24 protein-coding genes are annotated in these 24,584 nt (G+C 72.3%); 13 read left to right on the top strand and 11 right to left on the bottom strand.

The features are described 5' to 3' along the window. Positions 1 to 2: 2 nt before the first annotated feature. Positions 3 to 707 carry a 3-oxoacyl-[acyl-carrier-protein] reductase gene (fabG, locus tag ACWD35_RS35900; RefSeq protein ID WP_451355550.1) on the bottom strand — a complete coding sequence of 235 codons (705 nt, stop codon included), beginning with the start codon at positions 705 to 707 and terminating at the stop codon, positions 3 to 5. Positions 708 to 966: 259 nt separating this feature from the next. On the opposite strand from fabG, the gene ACWD35_RS35895 reads away from it, so the two are divergent. Genes ACWD35_RS35895 through tyrS form a run of 3 tightly spaced genes read left to right on the top strand, consistent with a single transcriptional unit; the run spans position 967 to position 5,215 of the window. Beyond that, entirely contained in the window at positions 967 to 2,490 is a 1,524-nt protein-coding gene (locus ACWD35_RS35895; RefSeq protein WP_451355549.1) for a TldD/PmbA family protein, read from the top strand. Continuing rightward, positions 2,487 to 3,890, top strand: coding sequence for a metallopeptidase TldD-related protein (locus tag ACWD35_RS35890; protein WP_451355548.1), 1,404 nt, complete (start codon positions 2,487 to 2,489; stop codon positions 3,888 to 3,890). Before ACWD35_RS35895 ends, ACWD35_RS35890 begins: the two co-directional genes overlap by 4 nt. 56 nt (positions 3,891 to 3,946) lie before the next feature. Then, positions 3,947 to 5,215, top strand: coding sequence for a tyrosine--tRNA ligase (gene tyrS, locus ACWD35_RS35885; protein WP_451355547.1), 1,269 nt, complete (start codon positions 3,947 to 3,949; stop codon positions 5,213 to 5,215). 98 nt (positions 5,216 to 5,313) lie between these two features. On the opposite strand, the gene ACWD35_RS35880 is transcribed toward tyrS, so the two are convergent. After that, positions 5,314 to 5,592: a GlsB/YeaQ/YmgE family stress response membrane protein gene (locus ACWD35_RS35880; protein ID WP_451355546.1), complete on the bottom strand. Its 279-nt coding sequence runs from the start codon at positions 5,590 to 5,592 to the stop codon at positions 5,314 to 5,316. A gap of 245 nt (positions 5,593 to 5,837) precedes the next feature. Between ACWD35_RS35880 and ACWD35_RS35875 the strand changes: the two genes are divergently transcribed. Further along, the gene (locus ACWD35_RS35875) at positions 5,838 to 6,230 is read left to right on the top strand and encodes a DUF3099 domain-containing protein (RefSeq protein WP_451355545.1); all 393 of its coding nucleotides are present in this window, start codon (positions 5,838 to 5,840) and stop codon (positions 6,228 to 6,230) included. A 196-nt stretch (positions 6,231 to 6,426) separates the two neighbouring features. Next, on the top strand, positions 6,427 to 6,639 hold the full coding sequence (locus ACWD35_RS35870) for a hypothetical protein (RefSeq protein ID WP_451355544.1): 213 nt from the start codon (positions 6,427 to 6,429) through the stop codon (positions 6,637 to 6,639). A gap of 2 nt (positions 6,640 to 6,641) precedes the next feature. Here ACWD35_RS35870 and moaA read toward each other — a convergent pair whose 3' ends face one another. From moaA to ACWD35_RS35855, 3 genes are all read right to left on the bottom strand, one after another. Further along, positions 6,642 to 7,631: a GTP 3',8-cyclase MoaA gene (moaA, locus tag ACWD35_RS35865; RefSeq protein ID WP_451355543.1), complete on the bottom strand. Its 990-nt coding sequence runs from the start codon at positions 7,629 to 7,631 to the stop codon at positions 6,642 to 6,644. 165 nt (positions 7,632 to 7,796) lie between these two features. Next, positions 7,797 to 9,422 (bottom strand): solute symporter family protein, encoded by a 1,626-nt coding sequence (locus ACWD35_RS35860; protein ID WP_451355542.1) that lies wholly within the window; start codon positions 9,420 to 9,422, stop codon positions 7,797 to 7,799. Further along, positions 9,419 to 9,775 carry a DUF485 domain-containing protein gene (locus tag ACWD35_RS35855; RefSeq protein ID WP_451355541.1) on the bottom strand — a complete coding sequence of 119 codons (357 nt, stop codon included), beginning with the start codon at positions 9,773 to 9,775 and terminating at the stop codon, positions 9,419 to 9,421. The genes ACWD35_RS35860 and ACWD35_RS35855 overlap by 4 nt, the downstream gene beginning before the upstream one ends. A 286-nt stretch (positions 9,776 to 10,061) precedes the next feature. Here ACWD35_RS35855 and ACWD35_RS35850 point away from each other — a divergent pair, with 286 nt between their 5' ends. Both ACWD35_RS35850 and ACWD35_RS35845 read left to right on the top strand, forming a co-directional pair. Then, positions 10,062 to 11,585, top strand: a complete 1,524-nt coding sequence (locus ACWD35_RS35850; protein ID WP_451355540.1) for a S8 family peptidase — start codon at positions 10,062 to 10,064, stop codon at positions 11,583 to 11,585. A 109-nt stretch (positions 11,586 to 11,694) separates the two neighbouring features. Then, complete coding sequence (locus ACWD35_RS35845; RefSeq protein ID WP_451355539.1) at positions 11,695 to 13,083, top strand: CoA transferase; 1,389 nt, start codon at positions 11,695 to 11,697, stop codon at positions 13,081 to 13,083. A gap of 56 nt (positions 13,084 to 13,139) precedes the next feature. Here the strand turns inward: ACWD35_RS35845 and ACWD35_RS35840 are convergent, their stop codons facing one another. Next, positions 13,140 to 14,186, bottom strand: a complete 1,047-nt coding sequence (locus ACWD35_RS35840; protein ID WP_451355538.1) for a zinc-dependent alcohol dehydrogenase family protein — start codon at positions 14,184 to 14,186, stop codon at positions 13,140 to 13,142. 163 nt (positions 14,187 to 14,349) lie between these two features. After that, entirely contained in the window at positions 14,350 to 15,060 is a 711-nt protein-coding gene (locus ACWD35_RS35835; RefSeq protein WP_451355537.1) for a VIT1/CCC1 transporter family protein, read from the bottom strand. Positions 15,061 to 15,310: 250 nt separating this feature from the next. Between ACWD35_RS35835 and ACWD35_RS35830 the strand changes: the two genes are divergently transcribed. From ACWD35_RS35830 to ACWD35_RS35805, 6 genes are all read left to right on the top strand, one after another. Then, on the top strand, positions 15,311 to 17,911 hold the full coding sequence (locus tag ACWD35_RS35830) for an MXAN_6230/SCO0854 family RING domain-containing protein (protein WP_451355536.1): 2,601 nt from the start codon (positions 15,311 to 15,313) through the stop codon (positions 17,909 to 17,911). Positions 17,912 to 18,020: 109 nt separating this feature from the next. Continuing rightward, entirely contained in the window at positions 18,021 to 19,007 is a 987-nt protein-coding gene (locus ACWD35_RS35825) for a DEDDh family exonuclease (RefSeq protein WP_451355535.1), read from the top strand. 79 nt (positions 19,008 to 19,086) lie between these two features. Then, positions 19,087 to 19,320, top strand: a complete 234-nt coding sequence (locus ACWD35_RS35820; protein WP_451355534.1) for a hypothetical protein — start codon at positions 19,087 to 19,089, stop codon at positions 19,318 to 19,320. A 49-nt stretch (positions 19,321 to 19,369) separates the two neighbouring features. Next, positions 19,370 to 20,167, top strand: a complete 798-nt coding sequence (locus ACWD35_RS35815; RefSeq protein WP_451355533.1) for an SURF1 family cytochrome oxidase biogenesis protein — start codon at positions 19,370 to 19,372, stop codon at positions 20,165 to 20,167. A gap of 70 nt (positions 20,168 to 20,237) precedes the next feature. Next, positions 20,238 to 22,022, top strand: coding sequence for a glycoside hydrolase family 15 protein (locus ACWD35_RS35810; protein ID WP_451355532.1), 1,785 nt, complete (start codon positions 20,238 to 20,240; stop codon positions 22,020 to 22,022). Positions 22,023 to 22,027: 5 nt separating this feature from the next. Next, entirely contained in the window at positions 22,028 to 22,783 is a 756-nt protein-coding gene (locus ACWD35_RS35805; protein ID WP_451355531.1) for an SDR family oxidoreductase, read from the top strand. A 16-nt stretch (positions 22,784 to 22,799) separates the two neighbouring features. On the opposite strand, the gene amaP is transcribed toward ACWD35_RS35805, so the two are convergent. From amaP to ACWD35_RS35785, 4 genes are read right to left on the bottom strand one after another with little or no spacing between them, the layout of a single operon-like run. Beyond that, complete coding sequence (amaP, locus tag ACWD35_RS35800) at positions 22,800 to 23,366, bottom strand: alkaline shock response membrane anchor protein AmaP (protein ID WP_451355530.1); 567 nt, start codon at positions 23,364 to 23,366, stop codon at positions 22,800 to 22,802. A gap of 20 nt (positions 23,367 to 23,386) precedes the next feature. After that, positions 23,387 to 24,007 (bottom strand): DUF6286 domain-containing protein, encoded by a 621-nt coding sequence (locus tag ACWD35_RS35795; protein ID WP_451355529.1) that lies wholly within the window; start codon positions 24,005 to 24,007, stop codon positions 23,387 to 23,389. Then, positions 24,004 to 24,360: a hypothetical protein gene (locus ACWD35_RS35790; RefSeq protein WP_451355560.1), complete on the bottom strand. Its 357-nt coding sequence runs from the start codon at positions 24,358 to 24,360 to the stop codon at positions 24,004 to 24,006. The genes ACWD35_RS35795 and ACWD35_RS35790 overlap by 4 nt, the downstream gene beginning before the upstream one ends. Positions 24,361 to 24,382: 22 nt before the next feature. Beyond that, positions 24,383 to 24,577 (bottom strand): hypothetical protein, encoded by a 195-nt coding sequence (locus ACWD35_RS35785; protein ID WP_451355528.1) that lies wholly within the window; start codon positions 24,575 to 24,577, stop codon positions 24,383 to 24,385. Positions 24,578 to 24,584: the final 7 nt, after the last annotated feature.

Here is a 24,584-nt window from a genome sequence, read left to right as displayed (position 1 = left end):
GATCAGTGACCCATTCCCAGTCCGCCGTCAACGGGGATGACGGCTCCAGTGATGTACGAGGCGTCGTCCGAGGCGAGGAACCGCACCGTCGCGGCGATCTCCTCCGGCTGCGCGTAACGGCCGAGCGGCACCTGCGACATGATGCCCTCGCGCTGCTCATCGGAGAGCGCGCGCGTCATGTCGGTGTCGACGAAGCCTGGCGCGACGACGTTGAAGGTGATGTTGCGCGAGCCCAGCTCACGGGCGAGGGAGCGCGCGAAGCCGACAAGGGCGGCCTTGGAGGCGGCGTAGTTCGCCTGCCCCGCCGAGCCGAGCAGGCCGACGACGGAGGAGATCAGCACGACACGGCCCTTCTTGGCCCGCAGCATGCCGCGGTTGGCACGCTTCACGACGCGGAAGGTGCCGGTGAGGTTCGTGTCGATGACCGAGGTGAAGTCGTCCTCGGACATGCGCATCAGGAGCTGGTCCTTGGTGACGCCGGCGTTCGCGATCAGGACCTCGACCGGACCGTGCTGGTCCTCGATCTCCTTGTAGGCCTGCTCCACCTGCTCGGGGTCGGTGATGTCGCACTTGACAGCAAGGAAGCCCGCTGGGGGCTCACCCGAGCGGTACGTGATCGCGACCTTGTCGCCGGCGTCGGCGAAAGCGCGGGCGATGGCGAGGCCGATGCCCCGGTTGCCTCCGGTGACGAGAACCGAGCGGCTCAACGGATCACCCTTTCGATAGCGGTCTGCAGATGTCCGACAACCCGTCCGAGCAGCATCTTCACCACTTCATGACAGGCGGCTTCATCGAAAACCTATCGGTAGCGGCGCGCTCTCGGGCAAGCGGGCACCGACAGTGGCTCGCAGCCGTCACTGTCGGATCCCTACAGAAAGCGCCGGTACCAGGGCGAAACCTGTGGTCCGCCGGGCCGCTCCCGCGACATGATCGGACCCGACAGGCCACAACAGCAGGGAGACCTCGGTGCCTCATTCCATCGACGAAGCCTTCACGGCGCTGCCGCTAAGGGCCCTGGCCGACGCCGCGCTCGCCCGCGCGCGGGCGCTGGGGGCCGAGCACGCGGACTTCCGGTTCGAGCGGGTGCGCAGCGCGTCCTGGCGGTTCAGGGACGCCAAGCCCGCCGGATCGTCCGACACCACCGACCTCGGGTACGCGGTCCGGGTCGTGCACGGCGGTACGTGGGGCTTCGCGTCCGGGGTGGATCTGACCCTGGACGCCGCCGCCAAGGTCGCCTCGCAGGCCGTGGCGATGGCCAAGCTCTCCGCCCAGGTGATCAAGGCCGCCGGGTCGGAGGAGCGCGTGGAGCTGGCCGCCGAGCCGGTGCACGCCGAGAAGACGTGGATCTCGTCGTACGAGATCGACCCGTTCTCGGTGCCCGACGAGGAGAAGGCCGCGCTGCTGGCGGAGTGGAGCACTCGGCTGCTGGCCGCGCAGGGCGTGAGCCACGTGGACGCCTCGCTGCTCACCGTGCACGAGAACAAGTTCTACGCCGACACCGCCGGGACCGTGACGACCCAGCAGCGGGTGCGGCTGCACCCCGAGCTGACCGCCGTGTCCGTGGACGAGTCGAGCGGCGAGTTCGACTCCATGCGGACCATCGCGCCGCCGGCCGGCCGCGGCTGGGAGTACCTGACCGGCACCGGCTGGGACTGGGACGCCGAGCTGGAGCAGATCCCGGAGCTGCTCGCCGAGAAGATGCGCGCGCCGAGCGTGGAGCCCGGTCTGTACGACCTGGTGGTCGACCCGTCCAACCTGTGGCTGACCATCCACGAGTCCATCGGCCACGCCACCGAGCTGGACCGCGCCCTCGGCTACGAGGCCGCCTACGCCGGCACCTCCTTCGCCACCTTCGACCAGCTGGGCAAGCTGAAGTACGGCTCCGAGCTGATGAACGTCACCGGTGACCGCACCGCCGAGCACGGCCTCGCGACCATCGGGTACGACGACGAGGGCGTCGAGGCCCAGTCCTGGGACCTGGTGAAGGACGGCACTCTGGTCGGCTACCAGCTGGACCGCAGGATCGCGAAGCTGACCGGCTTCGACCGGTCCAACGGCTGCGCGTACGCCGACTCCCCCGCCCATGTGCCGGTGCAGCGCATGGCGAACGTCTCGCTCCAGCCGGACCCGGCCGGGCTGTCCACGGAGGGCCTGATCGGCGGCGTCGACCGGGGCATCTACGTCGTCGGCGACCGGTCCTGGTCGATCGACATGCAGCGCTACAACTTCCAGTTCACGGGACAGCGCTTCTTCAAGATCGAGAACGGGCGGATCACCGGGCAGCTGAAGGACGTCGCCTACCAGGCGACGACCACCGACTTCTGGGGGTCGATGGCTGCCGTGGGCGGGCCGCAGACCTATGTCCTCGGTGGTGCCTTCAACTGCGGCAAGGCCCAGCCCGGACAGGTGGCCGCCGTGTCCCACGGGTGCCCCTCCGCCCTCTTCAAGGGCGTCAACATTCTGAACACCACGCAGGAGGCCGGTCGATGAGCGCGCCCACCAACAAGGCGAACAAGCCGCACGAGGTCGTCGAGCAGGCTCTCGCGCTGTCCCGGGCCGACGGCTGTGTCGTCATCGCCGACGAGCACTCGACCGCCAACCTGCGCTGGGCGGGCAACGCGCTGACCACGAACGGCGTCACGCGCGGGCGCACGCTCACCGTCATCGCCACCGTCGACGGCAAGGAGGGCACGGCGTCCGGGGTCGTGTCCCGGTCGGCCGTCACCGCCGACGACCTGGAACCCCTGGTCCGCGCCGCCGAGGCCGCCGCGCGCGGGGCCGGCCCCGCCGAGGACGCGCAGCCGCTCGTCACCGGCGTGCCGCAGTCACCGGACTTCACCGACGCACCGGCCGAGACCTCCTCCGCCGTGTTCGCCGACTTCGCCCCGGCGCTCGGCGAGGCCTTCGCACGCGCGCGTGCGGGCGGCCGGGAGCTGTACGGCTTCGCCAACCACGAGCTGGTGTCCACGTATGTGGGTACGTCCACGGGCCTGCGCCTGCGGCACGACCAGCCGACGGGCACGCTGGAGCTGAACGCCAAGTCCCCGGACCGTATCCGCTCCGCCTGGGCCGGCCGGTCCACGCGGGACTTCAAGGACGTCGACCCGGGCGCGCTGGACGCGGAGCTGGCCGTACGCCTGGGCTGGGCCGAGCGGCGCGTCGAGCTGCCGGCGGGCCGGTACGAGACGCTGCTGCCACCCACGGCCGTGGCGGACCTGCTGATCTACCAGCTGTGGTCGGCGTCGGGCCGGGACGCGGCCGAGGGCCGGACGGTGTTCTCCAAGCCGGGCGGTGGCACGCGCATGGGCGAGAAGCTCTCCGAGCTGCCGCTGACGCTGCGCAGCGACCCGAACGAGCCCGGTCTGGAGTCCTCGCCGTTCGTGGTCGCGCACTCCTCGGGCGGCGACCAGTCGGTGTTCGACAACGGGCTGCCGGTGCACCCCACCGAGTGGATCGGCCAGGGCGAGCTGAAGCATCTGACGACCACCCGGCACAGCGCCGGTCTGACCGGGCTGCCGGTCGCCCCGGCGGGCGGGAACCTGATCCTGGACGGGGGCGAGGACCGCTCCCTGGAGGAGATGGTCGCGGCCACCGAGCGCGGGTTGCTGCTGACCTGCCTGTGGTACATCCGCGAGGTCGACCCGGCGACCCTGCTGCTCACGGGCCTGACCCGGGACGGCGTCTACCTCGTGGAGAACGGCGAGGTGACCGGTCAGGTGAACAACTTCCGGTTCAACGAGTCGCCGGTGGACCTGCTGGGGCGGGCCGCGGAGGCCGGGCGTACGGAGAAGACGCTGCCGCGTGAGTGGAGCGACTGGTTCACCCGGGCCGCGATGCCCCCGCTGCGCATCCCCGATTTCAATATGAGCTCTGTCAGTCAGGGCGTATAACCTCGTAGTCGGCTGTCACCCGACTGCCCAGAGATCATCGAGGAGACACGAGAACCGTGACGGACATCGTCGACGAGCTGAAGTGGCGTGGGCTGTTCGCCCTGTCCACCGACGAGGACGCTTTGCGCAAGGCGCTCGCGGACGGTCCCGTCACGTTCTATTGCGGCTTCGACCCGACGGCGCCGTCGCTGCACGTGGGGCACCTGGTGCAGGTGCTGACCGTGCGCCGGCTCCAGCAGGCCGGGCACCGGCCGCTGGCGCTGGTCGGCGGCGCGACGGGCCTGATCGGTGACCCGCGCCCGACCGCGGAGCGCACGCTGAACGACCCGGAGACGGTGGCCGGCTGGGTGGGCAAGCTGCGCGCCCAGATCGAGCCGTTCCTGTCCTTCGAGGGCGAGAACGCGGCCGTGATGGTCAACAACCTCGACTGGACCGAGGGCCTGTCCGCGATCGAGTTCCTGCGGGACATCGGCAAGCACTTCCGCGTCAACAAGATGCTGACCAAGGACTCCGTGGCCCGGCGCCTGGAGTCCGACCAGGGCATCAGCTACACGGAGTTCAGCTACCAGATCCTGCAGGGCATGGACTTCCTCCAGCTCTACCGGCGGTACGGCTGCGCGCTCCAGCAGGGCGGCAGCGACCAGTGGGGCAACCTCACGGCGGGTCTGGACCTGATCCACCGGCTGGAGCCGCACGCGAGCGTGCACGCGCTGGCGACGCCGCTGATGACCAAGGCGGACGGCACCAAGTTCGGCAAGACCGAGGGCGGCGCCGTCTGGCTCGACCCGGAGATGACGACGCCGTACGCGTTCTACCAGTTCTGGCTGAACGTGGACGACCGGGACATCTCGCGCTACCTGCGCATCCTGTCCTTCAAGTCCCGCGAGGAGCTGGAGGAGCTGGAGGAGCAGACCGAGGAGCGCCCCCAGGCCCGTGCCGCGCAGCGCGCGCTGGCCGAGGAGCTGACGACGCTGGTGCACGGCGCCGAGCAGACGGCCGCCGTGATCGCCGCGTCCAAGGCGCTGTTCGGCCAGGGCGAGCTGGCGGACCTCGACGACCGGACGCTGGCCGCGGCGCTGTCCGAGCTGCCGCACCTCAAGGTCACCGAGCTGGGCCAGGTGGTGGACCTGTTCGCCGAGGTCGGCCTGGTGGCCAGCAAGTCCGCGGCGCGGCGGACCGTGAAGGAGGGCGGGGCCTACGTGAACAACGTGAAGGTCACCGCCGAGGACGCGGTGCCCTCCGAGGCGGATCTGCTGCACGGGCGGTGGCTCGTGCTGCGGCGCGGGAAGAAGAATCTGGCGGCGGTCGAGGTCACGTCCGTCTGAGACTGAGAGACGCCTGAGACACGCTTGAGGGCGGCTTCCCACGAGGGGGGCCGCCCTCAGGCGTACGGCTGTCCGGCTAGGCCACGGCTAGGCCACGGCTAGGCCTGCTGTTTCTTCTTGCCCAGCGTCGCCACGTAGAGCATGTCGACCGCGAAGACGATGATGACCGCGGCGACGACCTGGAAGGCGTGCCGGCTCCAGTCGATGCCGGGGGTCGCCGCGACGCCGAAGGCACGGGCGATCGCGTTGCCGACCGCGGCGCCGAGCATGCCGCAGATGGTGGTCAGCCAGAGGGGGCTGTGCTGCTTGCCCGGGATGATCGCCTTCGCGATGAGGCCCAGCACGAATCCGACGATGATCGCCCACAACCAACTCATGGCTGCCTCCTCGTCCGGCTCGACGTGAGCATCACCGTCAGTCTCGGCCGCTGCGCCGTTCGGCGCATGTCGGGATCCCTCGTACGCGTCACGGTGGAGGGCGTTCGCGCAGCCAGGAGGCCGGACCCGGTCTCGTGGGCCGGTCACGCGCGGCGTAATGTGAGACGTGTCCTGGCCCGGTTCCCGGCCGGGCGTGGACGGCGGTTCGGGCCGGGGGAGAGTCCGATGCGGGCGGATGGTGGAATGTGAAGCGGAAGCGGCGCGACAACGGCGTTCAGGTTTTCCGGATCACCGGAGCCAGGACGGGGCTCGCCGAGGACGTACGGGGCCGCCAGCGGCGCTATGTCATCTCGATGATGATCCGCACCATCTCCGTGGTCCTCGCGGCGACGCTGTGGAACGTCGAACGGCACGTCGCGATCGTGGCCCTGGTGGCCGGTGCGCTGCTCCCCTACGTCGCCGTGGTGATCGCCAACGCGGGCCGGGAACGGCCGCCGAACCTGCCGTCGACGTTCGTCCCGGCGCCGGTGCGGCCGATGATCGCGCCGCCGCGGGCCCAAGAGACGTGGGCGGAGTCCGTGCCGCAGGAAGGTCCGGCGGAGCCCACGGCGGAGATGCGCGGGGACACCGATTCGTGACCGCTTGTCAAGCTCAAGAAAAGCTCAGATCAATCGTGTAGTTCCGGTGCCGGGCGATGGGTTACCCGTGACATACTGCGTACGCGCTCCGCATCCCCCGTCGGAGCGACGGACCGACGCCGGGCAGCTCCCCCCGTGGCTGCTCGGCGTCGCCTTGTTTGCGCCCGCTCCGGCGCCTGTTCTGTGAGACGAACCTGTGAGTGACGAGACCCCCCTCTGCTCCGCCAAGGGCTGCCACGCCGCGGCCGTGTGGGTGCTGGCCTGGAACAACCCGAAGATCCACACTCCGGAGCGACGCAAGACGTGGCTCGCCTGCGAGGAGCACCGCGAGCATCTTTCGCAGTTCCTCGGGATTCGCGGGTTCTTGAAGGACGTTGTACTGCTGGAGGAGTGGGAGGACGGGGAGTAGGTTCAGCCGCCGATCGCCGACATCGGGCGGTCCGGCTGGACGAACGACGGGTCGTCCAGGCCCGCGCCCGCCTTCTTGCCCCACATCGCCAGGCGCCAGATGCGGGCGATCTCCTCGTCGGGTGCGCCGGAGCGCAGGGCGGCGCGCAGGTCGGTCTCCTCGGTGGCGAACAGGCACGTGCGTATCTGGCCGTCGGCGGTCAGGCGGGTGCGGTCGCAGGCCGAGCAGAACGGGCGGGTGACGGAGGCGATCACGCCGACCCGGTGCGGTCCGCCGTCGACCAGCCAGCGCTCCGCGGGTGCCGAGCCCCGCTCCTCGGAGCCCTCGGGGGTGAGGTCGAAGCGGGTGCGCAGGGAGGCCAGGATGTCCCCGGCGGTGACCATGCCCTCGCGCTTCCAGCCGTGCTGGGCGTCCAGGGGCATCTGCTCGATGAAGCGCAGCTCGTAGTCGTGCTCCACGGCCCAGGCCAGCAGGTCGGGGGCCTCGTCGTCGTTCAGGCCCGGCATCAGGACCGAGTTGACCTTGACGGGGGTGAGGCCCGCGTCGCGGGCGGCCTGGAGGCCTTCGAGGACGTCCTTGTGGCGGTCGCGGCGGGTGAGGGTCTTGAAGACGTCCGCGCGGAGGGTGTCGAGGGAGACGTTGACCCGGTCCAGGCCCGCCGCCTTCAGCGCGGTCGCGGTGCGCTTGAGGCCGATGCCGTTGGTGGTGAGGGACGTCTGGGGGCGCGGGGCGAGGGCCGCGACGCGCTCGACGATGCCGACCAGGCCGGGGCGGAGCAGGGGCTCGCCGCCGGTGAAGCGGACCTCCTCGACGCCGAGCAGCCGCACCGCTATGTCGACGAGCCGGACGATCTCGTCGTCCGTGAGCAGGTCGGGCTTGGCCAGCCACTGCAGGCCCTCCTCGGGCATGCAGTAGGTGCAGCGCAGGTTGCAGCGGTCCGTGAGCGAGACCCTCAGGTCGGTGGCCACGCGGCCGTAGGTGTCGATGAGCACGTGGGCCCCCTCCCTCGTTCCGGACCATTCGCGTTCCGTCACCAGTTCCGTCATCTGCGAGCCTACGTGAGACCAGTGACAACGACAGCTGCCGATCCCACGAGGTGGGACGAGGCCGCGTCGTAGGACCGTACAGTCCTGGACGACGCGGCCGTCGTACGAAGCTCAGTGCGCTCCGGTGCCCGTCAGGGACCGCACCTCCAGCTCCGCGTACTTGCCGGCGTCCGGCACCTCCTTCGACAGCAGGGTGCCGACGGCGCCCAGCAGGAAGCCGACCGGGATGGAGATGATCCCGGGGTTCTCCAGCGGGAACCAGTGGAAGTCGACGCCGGGGAACATCGAGGTCTCCTTGCCGGACACCACCGGCGAGAACAGCACCAGGCCGACCGCGGTGACCAGGCCGCCGTAGATCGACCACAGGGCGCCCGCGGTGGTGAACCGCTTCCAGAAGAGGCTGTAGAGGATGGTCGGCAGGTTGGCGGAGGCGGCGACCGCGAAGGCGAGGGCCACCAGGCCGGCCACGTTGATGTCGCGGGCGAGGGCGCCGAGGACGATCGACACCGCGCCGATGCCGACGGTGGCCCAGCGGGCCGCGCCGACCTCCTGCTTCTCGGTGGCCTGGCCCTTCTTGATGACGTTCGCGTAGATGTCGTGCGCGAAGGAGGAGGACGAGGCCAGGGTCAGCCCGGCGACCACCGCGAGGATCGTCGCGAAGGCCACCGCGGAGATCGTGGCGAGCAGGATCGCGCCCCAGTCGGAGTCCACTCCGCCCAGGTGCAGGGCGAGCAGCGGGGCCGCGGTGTTGCCCGCCTTGTTGGAGGTGATGATCTCGTCCGGTTTGATCAGCGCGGCGGCGCCGAAGCCGAGGGCGAGGGTCATCAGGTAGAAGGCGCCGATCAGGCCGATCGCCCAGATGACCGACTTACGGGCGGCCTTGGCGGTGGGCACGGTGTAGAAGCGGATCAGGATGTGCGGCAGGCCGGCGGTGCCGAGGACCAGGGCGATGCCGAGGGAGATGAAGTCCAGCTTGGTGGTGCCGGTGGCGCCGTACTTCAGGCCGGGCTTGAGGAACGCGGAGCCCTTGCCGCTGTTGTCGGCTGCTTTACCGAGCAGGTCGGAGACGTTGAAGTGGAACTTCAGCAGCACCAGGAAGGTCAGCAGCACGGCACCCGCGATCAGCAGCACCGCCTTGACCATCTGCACCCAGGTGGTGCCCTTCATGCCTCCGATGGTGACGTACACGATCATCAGGAGGCCGACCAGGGCGACGATGCCGATCTTGCCGCCGTCGCTGGTGATGCCGAGGAGCAGGGAGACCAGGACGCCCGCGCCCGCCATCTGGGCGAGCAGGTAGAAGATCGAGACGACGATGGTGGAGGTGCCGGCGGCCGTGCGGACGGGCCGCTGGCGCATCCGGTAGGCGAGCACGTCGCCCATGGTGTAGCGGCCGGAGTTGCGCAGCGGCTCGGCGACCAGGAGCAGCGCGACCAGCCAGGCTACGAGGAAGCCGATGGAGTACAGGAAGCCGTCGTAGCCGAAGAGGGCGATGGCGCCCGCGATGCCGAGGAAGGACGCGGCGGACATGTAGTCGCCGGAGACGGCAAGACCGTTCTGGAAGCCGGTGAACTGCCGTCCGCCGGCGTAGAAGTCGGCGGCGTCCTTGGTCTGGCGGCCCGCCCAGACCGTGATCACGAGGGTGGCGGCGACGAACACCGAGAACAGGGTGATGATCAGCGGCCGGTGCTGGCTCGCCTCGCCGGCGGCCAGCAGGGTGTGCTGCGTCGGGCTCATGCTCCGCCCTCCATCCGGGACTTGATGGCCTCGGCCCTGGGGTCGAGCGTGGCGGCGGCGCGGCGCGCGTACCACCAGGCGATGAGGAACGTGGTGAGGAACTGGGCGAGACCCAGGACGAGGGCCATGTTGACGTTGCCGGCCACCTTGGTGCCCATGAACCCCTCCGCGTAGTTGGAGAGCAGGACGAACAGCAGGTACCAGGTGATGAACGCGACGGTCAGCGGGAAGGCGAACGAGCGGTGTGCGCGGCGCAGTTCACCGAACTCCGCGCTCTGCTGTACCTCGGCGAACTCCTCGGCGGAGGGTAGGGGTGCTTGCGCTCGGGAGGGGGGCGGTGTCTCGGTGGCCACGGAGTCTCCTCGTGTTGCGGACAGGCGCTTTCTGGCCTCGCACGGACAGGAATCACATGACTGGGAGTGATCAGTCGACTCCTGATCGTGATTCCGGCGGGGCCACGATCCTGCTGGGCCCCTCGTCCACGGTCACGGCGCCACGCGCGGAGCGGTTCAAGTCCGTCGGGCTCTTCCGGAGATCGCGTGGACGGAGATAGCTTCGCCACTGCACCACTCGCCATGTACCTGCCCGTTCAGTACCTGTGTCCGGGCGGTTTCTCATTCCGGATGATGTGGAGATCCCATGGTTCATCTGCGCTCCAGACGGCGGCTCGCGCTCGCCGTGCCGGTCGTGCTGTCGCTGACCGTCTCGCTCGGCTTCCTGCCCTCGGAGCTCGCGGCGGCGGCACCCGTGGCCCCGACGGCGACGGCGGACGGCCCGAACCTCGCGTACGTCGTCAACACCAGCACGGACCAGCGCACGATCGAGTCGGTGCAGCAGGAGATCACCCGCAACGGCGGCACGGTCGTGGCGAGTTACGACCAGATCGGCGTGATCGTCGTCCACTCCGCGAACCCGGACTTCGGCAAGCAGATGCGTCAGGTGCGCGGGGTGCAGTCGGCGGGCGCCACCCGCACCGCGCCGCTGACCGCGGCGGGGACGACGGACGAGGGCAGCGTGCAGCTCCTGTCGCGGGCCGAGGCCGCGAAGGCCGCCGAGAGCGCCACGGCGGGCCAGGAGCCCCTCGAGGCCGACCAGTGGGACCTGCGGGCGATCGGCGCCGACAAGGCCGCGACGATCAACCCGGGCAGCCCGCACGTGACCGTCGGTGTCATCGACACGGGCGTCGACGACACCCATCCGGACATCGCCCCGAACTTCTCCGCCTCCCAGTCGGCGAACTGCGTGAGCGGCAAGGCGGACACGACGTACGGGGCGTGGCGGCCGGCGGACGCCAGCCACTACCACGGCACGCATGTGGCGGGCGAGATAGCGGCGGCCCGCAACGGCATCGGCGTCGCGGGCGTCGCGCCCGGCGTGAAGGTCGCGAGCATCACCGTCGCCCAGCCCGACTCGACGCAGCTGTTCTACCCGGAGAGCGTGGTCTGCGCCTTCGTCTTCGCCGCCGACCACGGCGTGGATATCACCAACAACAGCTACTACGTTGACCCGTGGATGTACAACTGCATGGACGACCCCGATCAGCGTGCCATCGTTGACGCGGTCAACAGGGCCCAGCTGTACGCACAGGTCAAGGGCACGCTCAACGTGGCCTCGGCGGGCAACTCCAACCACGACCTGGACGCGGACGCCATCTCCGACACCTCCAGCCCCGACGACTCGACCGCCGCGACCCGGACGGTCGACCCGCACGAGTGCTTCGACGTGCCGACCCAGCTGCCGGGCGTCGTCACGGTGAGCGCGGTGGGCGTCAAGGGCGTCAAGTCGTACTACTCCAGCTACGGCAACGGCGTCGTCGACGTCGCGGGTCCGGGCGGCGACAAGTACCAGATCCCGGACACGCCGTCGAAGAACGGCCGCATCCTGTCCACGCTGCCGAACAACCAGTACGGCTTCCTCCAGGGCACGTCGATGGCGGGCCCGCACGTGGCCGCGGTGGCCGCGCTGCTGAAGTCGGCCCACCCGCACGCCACTCCGTTCCAGCTGCAGGCCCTGCTGAAGGCCGAGGCGAACAACCCGGGCTGCCCGGACGGGCCGTACGACTACAACGGCGACGGGGTCGTGGACGCGACCTGCACCGGCGGCCCGCGGGTCAACGGCTTCTACGGCTTCGGCGTCGTCGACGCGCTGCGCGCCGTCAAGTAACCGCTCACCACAGGGATTTCCACACCGACAGGCGGACCGGACCGGGGGACCGGTCCGGTCCGCCTGCCCCATCCATAGGTTGATTGAATCAATAATGCATAGTGCAGTCATGACAGACATCACGACTGCATGGACTGCACTGGGCGGCGATCCCGCCCTGGTTTCCCACGTGTCGACTGTTGAGCGCCCCAAGGCCCTGGAAGCCCGCCTCCCCGTACGGCAGTTGGCGCGGGCCTGTGTCGGTGCGTGCGCGCTGGCCGCCGCCGAGCTGGGAGCGCGGCGGACCGGCCGTACCGAGGTGCCCGGGGTCCGGGTCGACGACGGCGCGGTCGCCGCCGCCTTCCACAGTGAACGACACCTGCTGGTCGACGGGCGCGCCCCGGTCGCCTTCGCGCCGCTGTCACGGTTCTGGCGGACCGCCGACGGCTGGGTGCGTACCCACGCCAACTACCCGCACCACCGGGCCCGGCTGCTCGCCGCGCTGGGCCTGCCCGAGGACGCCTCGGCGGAGGAGCTGGCCGGGCGGCTCGCCGCCCGCTCCGCCCTGGACGTGGAGGAGACCGTCTACCGCGCGGGCGGCCTCGCCGTGGCCCTGCGCACCCCGCGCGAGTGGGCCGCGCACGAGCAGGCCGCCGAGCTGGCCACACGGCCGCTGGTCGAGCGCGAGCGGCTGGATACGTCACCCGCGCGTGTGCTGCCGCCGCTCGACCCCGCCACCGCTCCCCTGCTCCCCGCGGCCGGGCTGCGCGTCCTCGACCTGACCCGGGTCCTGGCCGGTCCGGTCGCCACCCGCACCCTGGCGCTGCTGGGCGCGGAGGTGCTGCGCCTGGACGCCCCATGGCTGCCCGAACTCCCCGACCAGCACGCCGACACCGGCTTCGGCAAGCGGTCCGCCACTCTCGACCTCACCGCCGGCCGGGACACCTTCGAGGAGCTGCTCGCCGCGGCGGACGTGGTGGTCACCGGCTACCGGCCGGGGGCCCTGGACCGGTTCGGGCTCGCGCCGCAGGCCCTGGCCGAGCGGCGCCCCGGTCTGGTCGTGGCGCAGGTGTCGGCGTGGGGCGCGTACGGGCCCTGGCGCGCGCGGCGCGGCTTCGACAGCCTGGTGCAGGTCGCCACCGGCATCGCGGCGACCGAGGGCACGGCCGGGCAGCCCGGCGCGCTGCCCGCGCAGGCCCTGGACCACGGCAGCGGCTATCTGCTGGCGGCGGGCGTGCTGCGGGCGCTGACCGAGCAGTCGTACGACGGAGGCGGCAGGCTCGTCCGGCTGGCGCTCGCCCGCACGGCCCGCTGGCTGACGGACGAGATCCGCCCGGCCGAGGCCACGGCCACGGCGGCGGGCGAGCCCTACGCGGGCCCGGACGCGTGGCTCGCCGAGACGGACGGCCCGCTCGGCCGGCTGCGGCACGCCCTGTCCCCGGTGTCCTTCACGGGCGGCCCCGCCGACTGGGCGCGGCCCCCGGTGCCGTGGGGGTCGGAGGCCGCCCGCTGGACGTGATCAACTGTTGATCCTGATGTTGACGCCGGCGTTGATCTCAGTCGCCGGCGTTGATCTCAGCCGTTGGTGACGAGCACCTTGAGCGCGGTGCGCTCGTCCATCGCCTTGTAGCCGTCAGGCACGCCCTCGATGCCGACGGTCATGTCGAACACCGGCGAGGGGTCGATGGTGCCGTCGAGGACGTCGGGCAGCAGGTCGGGGATGTAGGCGCGAACCGGGGCGACGCCGCCGCGCAGGGCGATGTTCCGGTCGAACATGACACCGAGGTCCAGGCCGGTGCCGCTCCCGTGCGGCACGCCCACGAAGCCGATGGCGCCGCCGTCGCGGGTGATGTTCACGGCGGTCCGCATGGACTGCTCGGTGCCGACCGCCTCGACCACGGCGTGCGCGCCCTGGCCGCGGGTCAGTTCGCGGACCGCCTCGACGGCCGCGTCCCCGCGCTCGGCGACGACGTCGGTGGCACCGAAGCGGCGCGCGATGTCGGTACGGACCTCGTGCCGGCCGAGCGCGATGATCCGCTCGGCGCCGAGCCGCTTGGCGGCCAGCACGGCGCACAGGCCGACCGCGCCGTCCCCGACGACGGCGACCGTCGTTCCGGGGCGGGCGCCCGCGCCGAGGGCCGCGTGGTGGCCGGTGCCGAGGACGTCGGAGAGGGTCAGCAGGGCGGACAGCAGGTGGTCGTCGGAGGCCGCCTCCTTGGGCAGCTGGACGAGGGTGCCGTCGGCGAACGGCACGCGCACGGCCTCGCCCTGGCCGCCGTCGTAGCCGACGGAGCCCCAGAAGCCGCCGTGTTCGCAGGACGTGGTCAGGCCCTCGCGGCAGTAGTCGCAGACGCCGTCGGACCACATGAAGGGCGCGACCACCAGGTCACCGCGGCGGACGGTGCCCACCTCGGAGCCGGTCTCCTCCACCACGCCGAGGAACTCGTGCCCGATCCGCTGGCCCGGCTGCCGGGCCGCCTCGCCGCGGTAGGCCCACAGGTCGCTGCCGCAGATGCACGCGCGCAGCACCCGCACCACGGCGTCGGTGGGCAGCTGCACCACGGGCTCGGGTACGTCCTCCACGCGCATGTCGTACGGGGCGTGGATGGTGGTGGCGCGCATGGCGAGGGTCCTTCTCGTGCGAGGTCGTACGGGGTCGTACGGGGTCGTACAGGGTTGTGCGGGGCGCTCAGGGGGTGGTCGAGCGCGCACTTCACCGTACGCCGTCGCCGTGGCGGGCCGCTCACCGAGGGCGGGGAGCGGGCTGCGGGGGCCTGGGCGCCGCCTACACCCCCGCCGCCCCCAGCAGGCTGCCCGCCGCGTACGTCACCCCCATCGCCAGCGCCCCGCCCACCACGTTCCGCACCACCGCCCGCCGCCGGGTGGCCGCGCCCAGCCGGGCGCTGCTCCAGCCGGTGAGGACGAGCGCGGCCAGCACCGAGACCACGGTGACCGGGACCCGCCAGGCGGACGGGGGCAGGACGATGGCCAGCAGGGGCAGCAGCGCGCCGACGGTGAAGGCCAGGAAGCTCGCCCAGGCCGCGTGCCAGGGGTTGGTCAGGTCGTCGGGGTCGATGCCCAGCTCCACGCGCGCGTGGGCCTTCAGCGCGTCCCGCTCGGTGAGCTGCTCGGCAGCCTCCCGGGCCACTTCCCGGGACAGACCGCGCCGCTCCAGCAGTTCGGTCAGCTCCGCCAGTTCGGCCTCCGGCTGCTCCCGCAGTTCCCGTTTCTCCAAGGCCAGCGCGGCCATCTCGGAGTCCCGCTGGGTGGACACGGAGACGTACTCCCCCGCCGCCATGGACATCGACCCGGCGAGCAGCCCGGCCAGTCCGGCGGTGAGCAGGGCGGCCCGCTCCGCGGTCGCGCCGGCCACGCCGACGACGAGTCCCGCCGTGGAGACGATGCCGTCGTTCGCGCCCAGCACGGCCGCCCGGAGCCAGTTCAGCCGGGAGCCCAGCGCGCCCCCGTGGGCCTCGTCGTGGGTTGGTTCCGTCACAGCACGGAGGATCGCACCCCGAGCCGCACCGGTCCGGCACCGACGCTCCCCGACGCGGCGTCACCGCAAGCGCGCAGCCACGCAACCAAGCGCGCGGAAATCCAGTGGCGGGCGCGCTCGCGGACTGACTACCGTTCTGGTTCGCGGGGGCGGCTCCGCAGGCGTGCTTCCTTCTCTCCCTGTCCTGGAATCGCAGCGCGCCCACTCTCCGCCTTCGCCTCAATCGTCTTGTTTCTCCGGGGGATTCCGCTTGTCCGCACTGGCGTCCGTGCTGCTCCGCCGCCTTCGTACCGTCTACGTCGACCAGGCCGGACCACGCCCGGGCGACCCGTCCACGGCGGAGGGGCTCGTCGCCCTCGAAGCCGAGCTGCTCGACCGGGGTTTCGCGCTCACGGCGCAGCTCCGCGCGGCGCTCGCCTGGCTCGGCCCCGCCGGGCTCGCGGACGCGGGCCGGCAGCTCATCGGGCACCTGGACGCCGAACTGGGCGCGGACCGCACCCACATGCCCCTGTTCCGCAGCTTCCCGGCCTCCGTGCCCGACGACACGTTCCAGCTGTACGTCGACCGGGTCTTCGCGCTGCTGCTGCAGTGGCCCGCCCAGCCCTGCGTGCTGTGCGGCACCGTCGGCAGCGTGGACCCCGTGGCGCCGTGTGCGCACCTGGTGTGCCGCGCCTGCTGGGACGGCACGGACTACACCGGCTGCCCGCTCTGCCGCCGCCGGATCGACTCCGCGGACCCCTTCCTGGTGCCGGGCGAGCCGCGCCGCCCGCGTGAGGTGCCGGTGGGCCCGCTGAAGCCGCTCGCGCACGGCAACGACGCCGCGGCCGACACCGTCCGGGCGCTGCGGACCCTGCTGGCCCGGCGCACTCCTCTGCCGCCGCAGGACCGTGACGACCTGAAGGTGCTGCTGGACCACGCGCCCGCCGCCCTCGACTGGTTCCCGGACGACATCCCGGTCCGCGAGACCAAGGCTCTCGTGCTCGGCACGCTGCTGCGCGAGCGGCACACGCGCGGGGCGGCCACCGAGCTGCTCGGCGCGCACCTGACCACCGCGACGGACGTGCTGCGGCTGCTGTGCGTGTGGTCCGGCGGCGTGGCAGACCTGCTGCAGCCGCCGCGGCTGCGCTCGCTGCCTCGCCCGCTGCGTGCCCGGCTGCTGCTCCTGCTGGACTCTCTCGCGGTGCCGTCGCTCATGGAGGACGTGCTGCGCCACCCGGGCCCGTGGAAGCGGGCCGCAGAGCTCCTGCACCCGTTCGAGCACCACACCCGCCACCCGCGCGCGGCCCTTGCCTTCGCCGTGCTGCGGAACACCGGCACGACCGGCGCGCTGGGCGAGGCCCTGCTGCGTACGGCCGCCGAGCACCCGGAGGCCGTACGGGCCGACGGCGGCCGGATCAGGGCGGCCGGCTGGGGCGCGCGCGTGGAACAGGCGCTGTCCGAGCGGGACGCGGACACCGCCCTGGCCCTGCTCGCGCAGCGGCCGGGTGAACTGCTGCGCCGGCTGGACCACCTGCTGCGGCTGCGCGAACTCGAAGTCCTGCCCGAGGAGTTCGCCGAAGTCCTGCGGCGTGCGCTGCCCAAGGCGGGGCCCGGTCCGCTGCTCGCCGCGCTGGGCCGCATGCGGATCCGGCATCTGCCCGGCGAGCGGCGGGTGTTCTTCCCGCGCGGGCAGGTGACGCGGGCGTTCACGCTCGACGAGACGCGGGCGCCGCTGGCCGAGGCGGTCACCACGCGCGCGTGCGCGCTGCTGGAGGCCGAGGCGCTGCGCCGCCTCGCCGCAGAGCCCCGCTTCGACCTGGCCGTGCTCGACGGGGCGCTGGCCGGTCTCGCGGTGCCGTCCGCCGAGCGCGCCGCCGCCAAGGCGCTGGTGTCGGTCCCCCGCGGCAGCACGCAGCCGCTGCCCGAGGGCGAGGTGCTGCGGCTGTTCCTGCACTGGACGCAGCCCGCGCGGCAGCGCGTGGACCTGGACCTGTCGGTGGCGCTGTACGACGAGAAGTGGGAGTTCGCCGGGCTGTGCGACTACACGAACCTCGTGTACGGCGACCGGTGGGCCGTCCACTCCGGCGACCTGACCTCGGCGCCGGCGCCGGACGGCGCGACCGAGTACGTCGACCTGGACCTCACCGCGCTCGGGGAGCTGGGCGTGCGGTACGCGGTGCCGGTCGTCTTCAGCTTCAACAACGTCCCGTTCGAGGAACTGCTCGACGCGTTCGCCGGTTTCATGGCGCTCCCGTCGGCCGCCGAGGGGGCGCGCGGCGCCGGGTACCACCCGCGTACGGTGCGTCAGCGCTACGACCTGGAGGGCGACTCGCGCATTCATGTGCCGATGCTGGTCGACCTGCGTCACCGTACGTTCCTGTGGACGGACCTGCACCTGACGTCGGCCGACGGCTTCCACAACGTGTACCGGCACAGCGCCGACCTGGGCCGGGTCGCCCGGGATCTGTTCCAGTACTTCGCGAGCGGCCGTACGACCCTGTGGGACCTCGCGGTGTGGCACGCGGCCGTACGGAGCGACGAGGTGACCGTCGTCCGGCGCGCGGACGGTACGGGCGCCACCGACGAGCTGTGGCACTACCGGCGTCACGCGGGCGAGCCGGACACCGCGTTCGCCGCCCGGGTGCGCGCCCTGGCGGAGCCGGAGCGCCGGGAGGGCGCGCGGGACGCGGCGGACGCGGACGCGCGGGCGGCCGAAGCGGCGGCGAAGAAGCACGTGTTGCTCGCCCTGGTGCACGGCGGGGTGGCGCCGGAGGGCGCGACCGGCGCGCTGTACCGCCTGCTGCCGGGCCCGGCCGACGGCTGCGGCCTGGACCCGCTGACGGCCGGGGATCTGGTGGCCGCACTGGGGTGACGCGCGGCACGCACGCGTGTGCGGTGTCCGAGCGGCAGGGCGGGTGCGCGGGCGGCCGGCGGCACCTGCGGGACGGCACTGTCAGTCGTGGCCCGTATCCTCAGTGACCATGCTCGAAGACCGTGCGACCGCAGTGTCCTCCCCCACCCAGTGGCCGGCCGCGTATCCGAAGGGATACGCGGTCGTTGACGTGGAGACCACCGGCCTGGCCCGGGACGACCGGATCATCTCGGCGGCCGTCTACCGGCTGGACGCGCGCGGCGAGGTCGAGGACCACTGGTACACGCTCGTCAACCCGGAGCGCGATCCGGGACCCGTGTGGATACACGGTCTGACGAGCGAGGTGCTGGAAGGGGCGCCGCTGTTCGCGGACATCGCCGAGGAGTTCGCCGCCCGCCTCGACGGCCGGGTGCTCGTCGCGCACAACGCCGTCTTCGACTGGCAGATGATCGCGCGGGAGTACGCGCGCGCACAGCGCGAGGCGCCGGTGCGGCAGCGGCTGTGCACCATCGCGCTCTCCAAGGAGCTGGCGCTGCCGCTGCCCAACCACAAGCTGGAGTCGCTGGCCGCGCACTTCGGGGTCGTCCAGCAGCGGGCGCACCACGCGCTGGACGACGCGCGCGTCCTCGCGGAGGCGTTCCGGCCCAGCCTGCGGGCCGCGGCGGCGGGCGGCGTACGGCTGCCGCTGCTGGAGTGCCGGCCGCTGACGGAGTGGTCGGACCGGCCCGTGCCACGGCAGGCGTCGGGCGGCTACGGCGGCTACCGGCAGACCAGTTGGCGCCCGTCCCGCAAGCGGCCCGCGTGCCCCTACCCCAACCCCGGCCGCTACGAGGACGGCAAGCGCCTGAAGCAGGGCATGCGGGTGGCGTTCTCCGGGGACACCTCCATCGAGCGCGAGCTGCTGGAGGACCGGGCCACGGAGGCGGGGCTGCACGTGGCCTCCAGCATCTCCCGGCTGACCAGCCTGCTGGTCACCAACGACCCCGACTCGGGCACCTCCAAGGTGGTCAAGGCGAAGCAGTTCGGCACGCCGGTCGTGGACGAGGCGGCCTTCGGGCAGCTGCTGCGGGACGTGGAGCCGGCCACGGAAAAATGACCGTACGGATGGGTGATTGCCGAACGACTCGCCCGGCGCCCGCTCGCCCGGAGGCCGACGGCGGCTCACCCTGTGGCGCATGGCGAATTGTGAAGTTTGCGGCAATGACTACGGAATGACCTTCGAGGTCCACGCACAGGGTGCTGTCCACGTGTTCGACTGCTTCTCCTGTGCGATCCACCGCATGGCCCCGATCTGCGAGCACTGCAAGGTCTCGATCATCGGCCAGGGCGCGGAGGCCGACGGCAACTTCTACTGCGGCGCCCACTGCGCCCGCGCGGCCGGGAAGGTGGGAATCGTCGACCGGGTGTGACCCGGTACCCGCCTGAATGCACCCCACGGCCCGGAGGTACCGTCGTGGGGTGCACCGCTACCGCTTCCTGCTGACCCGCCAGTGGGTGATCCTCACTCTCGTCGCGATCGCCCTGATCCCGACGATGATCAGGCTCGGCTTCTGGCAGGAGCACCGGTACAACGAGCGCACCGCCCGGAACGACCTGGTCTCCGCGGCGCTGCACGCCAAGCCGGTGCCCGTGGAACAGCTGACCTCCCCCGGTCATGCCGTGACCCGCACCGAGAAGTACCACACGGTCAGCGCGACCGGCCGCTTCGACACCGCGCGGGAGGTCGTGGTCCGGCGCCGGACCAACTCCGACGACGAGGTCGGCTTCCACGTCCTGACCCCGCTCGTCCTCACGGACGGCAAGGTGGTGCTGGTCAACCGGGGCTGGATCCCCGCCGACGGCTCGCAGACCGCCTTCCCGAAGATCCCCGCCCCGCCGGCCGGCCAGGTCACGATCACCGGGCGGCTGAAGGCCGACGAGACGACCGCGGCGAGCGGCATCAAGAACGTCCGGGGGCTGCCGGACCGGCAGATCATGCTGATCAGCAGCGAGCAGCAGGCGCAGCGGCTGGGCGCGCAGGTGCTGGGCGGCTACATCGAGCAGACGGCGCCCGAACCGAAGGGCGGCCTGCCGCAGCAGATCTCCGACCCGGGCCGTGAGGACGCCCCGCTGAACTACGCGTACATGATCCAGTGGTGGCTGTTCGCCGCGGCCGTCCCGTTCGGCTGGTGGGTCCTGGTCCGGCGCGAGGTCCGCGACCGGGCGGAGGCCGCGGCCAAGGAGCAGTCGGAGGAGACCGAGCCGGCCGCCGTGTGAGCACCGCGCCGGGTCACTCCCCCGGCGCACCTCCTGATTGGCCCCCACGGCCCGCGGGAAACCGGAACCCGTGACCCCGCGCATCGAGGACTACGCCGTGATCGGCGACGAGCAGACCGCCGCGCTGGTCGGCAGGAACGGCTCGATCGACTGGCTGTGCCTGCCCCGCTTCGACTCCGGTGCCTGTTTCGCCCGGCTCCTCGGCGACGAGGACAACGGCTACTGGCGGATCGCGCCCAAGGGAGCGGACACCTGCACACGCCGCGGCTACCGGCCCGACACCCTCGTCCTCGACACCGAGTGGGAGACCGCCGAGGGCGCGGTGCGCGTCACCGACCTGATGCCGCAGCGCGACCGCGCCCCCGACGTCGTACGCATCGTGCAGGGCGTCAGCGGGCGCGTCACCGTCCGCAGCACACTCCGCCTGCGCTTCGGCTACGGATCCATCGTCCCGTGGATGCGCCGCTCGGACGGCCACCGGGTCGCCGTCGCCGGACCGGACTCGGTGTGGCTGCGGACCGAACCGCCCGTGAGCACCTGGGGCGAGGACTTCAGCACACACTCGGAGTTCACCCTCGCCGAGGGCGAGCGGGTCGCGTTCGTGCTCACCTGGCACCCCTCGCACGAGCCGCGCCCCCGGCTCGTCGACCCCTATCGGGCGCTGAGCAACAGCGTCCACGACTGGCGGCACTGGGCGAGCCGGTGCCGCTACGACGGGCCGTACCGGGACGCCGTCGTACGGTCCCTGATCACGCTCAAGGCCCTCACCTACGCCCCGACGGGCGGGATCGTCGCCGCGGCCACCACCTCGCTGCCCGAGGAGCCGGGCGGTGTGCGCAACTGGGACTACCGCTACTGCTGGCTGCGCGACTCCACGCTCACCCTCGGCGCCCTCCTCTCCGCCGGCTACCTGGAGGAGGCCGAGGCCTGGCGCAACTGGCTGCTGCGCGCGGTCGCGGGCGACCCGGCGGACCTCCAGATCATGTACGGGCTCGCGGGCGAGCGACGGCTGCCGGAGTGGGAGCTGCCCTGGCTGTCCGGCTACGCCGACTCCAGGCCCGTACGCGTGGGCAACGGCGCCGTCGACCAGCTCCAGCTGGACGTGTACGGCGAGGTCATGGACTCGCTGTCGTTGGCCCGCAGCGCCGGCCTGCCCACCAAGCCGCACATGTGGTCGATCCAGCGGGCGCTGATGACGTTCCTTCAGTCGGCGTGGCGGCAGCCCGACGAGGGACTGTGGGAGGTGCGCGGCGGCCGGCGCCAGTTCGTGCACTCCAAGGTGATGGTGTGGGTGGCCGCCGACCGCGCCGTACGGACGCTGGAGCAGCACCCGGAGCTGGACGGCGACCTCGCGGGCTGGCGGGCGATGCGCGACGAGGTGCACCGGGAGGTGTGCGAGCAGGGCTACGACCCCCGGCGCAGGACCTTCACCCAGTACTACGGCTCCCGCGAACTGGACGCCGCCCTGCTGCTGATCCCCCGCGTCGGCTTCCTGCCGCCCGACGATCCGCGCGTGATCGGCACGGTCGACGCCATCCGCGCGGACCTGGGCGACGGCGGCTTCGTGCGCCGCTACGACACCGACGCCGTCGGCGTAGACGGGATGCCGGGCGGCGAGGGCGCCTTCCTCGCCTGTTCGTTCTGGCTCGCGGACGCCCTGCACCTGACGGGCCGCACGGACGAGGCCCGGGCGCTGTTCGAGCGGCTGCTGAGCCTCACCAACGACGTGGGGCTGCTCGCCGAGGAGTACGACCCGGGGCTCGGCTGCCAGGTGGGCAACTTCCCGCAGGCGTTCAGCCACATCGCCCTGGTGAACACCGCCCTCACCCTGCACGGGGGCGAGGAGGCAGGATAGGGGCCATGGATCTTGGACTGAAGGACCGGGTGTACGTCGTCACCGGAGCCACGCGCGGGCTGGGCAACGCCGCCGCGCGGGAACTCGTCGCCGACGGGGCGAAGGTGGTCGTCACCGGCCGGGACGACAAGCGGGTCGCCGAGGCCGCCGCCGAGCTGGGCGCGAACGCGGTGGGGGTGGCCGTCGACAACGCCGACCCCGGGGCCGCCGAGCGGCTGATCGCCGCCGCCCGTGAGCACTTCGGCGGCTTCGACGGCGTGCTGGTGAGCGTGGGCGGACCGCCGCCCGGGTTCGTCGCGGACAACACCGACGAGCAGTGGCGCAGCGCGTTCGATTCGGTGTTCCTCGGCGCGGTGCGGCTCGCGCGGGCGGCAGCAGCGGAGCTGGAGGCCGGCGGGGTCATCGGCTTCGTGCTGTCCGCCTCGGTGTACGAGCCGATTCCGGGGCTGACCATCTCCAACGGCCTGCGACCGGGGCTCGCAGGCTTCGCGAAGTCCCTCGCGGTCGAGCTGGGGCCGCGCGGGATCCGGGTGCTGGGGCTGCTGCCGGGCCGTATCGACACGGACCGCGTGCGCGAGCTGGACGGGCTGTCCGCGGATCCCGAGGCCACGCGGGCTGCCAGCGAGTCCCGGATTCCGTTGCGGAGGTACGGGACTTCGGAGGAGTTCGGGAAGGCCGCGGCGTTCCTGCTGTCTCCGGCCGCGTCCTATCTGACGGGGGTCATGCTGCCCGTGGACGGCGGGATGCGGCACGGGTTCTGACGGGTTCCGAGGGTCGTCAAGTGACCCTCTCCGCAGGGTGTTTGACCGGTCGCAGGCGTACTTCCGCCGGTAGCGAGGGCAGCCCCGCGGACTCGCGGGCGTGCTTGAGCGCCTGGGCCGTGAAGTCGTCCAGGGCCGTCGCCGGGTCCACGCCCGGTTCCAGTTGGAGCCAGACGCGGGCCGACGGCGCCGTACGACGCCCGCACAGCAGGGCCTCGGCGTGGGCCACGCCGGGCTGTCGGGCCGCGTCCTGGACGAGTGCGCTCTCCAGGGCGAGGCCCCGCAGCAGGGCGGCCTCGCCGTCGCCGGTGTCGACGACGACCTCGGTCAGCCGGCGCCGGCGCAGGACCGCCGTCAGCCACCACAGGGCGAGCAGGAGCACGACGGCCAGGGCGGCGATGACCGTCGGCCACCACCAGCCCGCATCCCGCCAGCGGGTGCGCTCGGCCCGGCTGAGCAGCACGTCGTGCGGTCCGGTGTGGATCCACCAGGAGGGCGGCGGCGCGCCCAGCCCCACGGCCAGCACCGAGCCGCCCAGTACGAGCAGCAGCACGCCGGCCAGCCCCAGCAGTACGCGGTTCACGCCACCCTTGCGCACCGGGCTCACCCCTTCCGTCCGGTCCGGGCCACGCGCACCGACAGCGCGGGCGGGTCGGTCAGCCCGAGACCGCGGATCGCGTCGCCGAGCACGACGTCCAGATCGGCGCGTACGTCGTCCAGGTCGCGGAAGTGCGAGACCGCGCGGACGTCGGCCCTCCTGCGGCGCATCCGCACCCGTACCGCTCGTACGCCGGACACCTCCATCGCCCGGTCGCGCAGCAGCAGTCCGGCCGCGTCGCGGCGGAGTCCGGCGCGCACGTCGGGGTGCGGGCGCCGCAGCGGCAGCAGGCCGCGCAGCCCGGGGGTGACGGCGAGCACGATCAGCCACAGTCCGAGGGCGGCGGCGACGCCCGCGCCGGTCAGCACCCAGGTGTCGTCCAGGGGCCGCTGGGCCAGCTGCCGGGCCAGCTCGCGCCGCCAGCGCATGGCGGGCCGGTGGGCGCGCACGGCGGCGATGTCGTACAGGAGGACGCCCGTACCGGCCAGGAGCAGTGCGGCGGTGACGGCCGCGGGGATCCGACGCGCCGACCAGAAGCGGCCGGTGCCGTCGGCGGATGTCCCTTGGCCGGTGCCGGGGTTCTTGTCGAGGGTGGTGGCGGACTCGGTGCCGCGGGGCTCGCTCATGGCGTCCTCCCCTGTGCCGCTCCGGGGGCCGGTGCCAGGTGCAGCCGCTCGACGTGTACGGCGACCTCGGGCACCGTCATGCTCACCAACGCGCCCACCCGCTCGACGACTTGGCGACGCACCGCAGCGCATCGGGCGCCGATGTCCGAGGGGTAGTCGAGTTCCAGGTGGACCCGGACGCGGGCGGAGCCGTGGTGCACGACGACGGTGGCGTGCGGGGGCGCGGCGCCGGGCGGCAGCGGGGCGAGCGCCTCGCGGGCGGCCTGCCCGGCGATCTTGGCGACGACCCGGTCGGCGATCCGGGTGGCGCCGCGCTCCCCAGGCGGCACCTGGGTCAGGGGCGAGCGCTCCATGCCGGTGCCGGCGCTCACGGGGTCACCGCCGCCGGTCGTGCCGGTCGTCGCGGGTGCGGAAGAAGTCGCCCAGTTCCAGGTCGCCCTCCAGGAACCGGCCGACGACGAACCCGATCGCGCCCAGCGCCGCCACCAGCAGGAACGCCCCGAAGCCGCCGAAGTACCCGGCGAAGGCCAGCGCCATTCCGGCGATCATGCCGACCACGGCCATGCTCATTGCGGCG

Source organism: Streptomyces sp. NPDC002671 (genome assembly GCF_053592475.1).
Note: the sequence above shows the minus strand (reverse complement) of the source record. Positions and strands in the feature narration are given on the sequence as shown.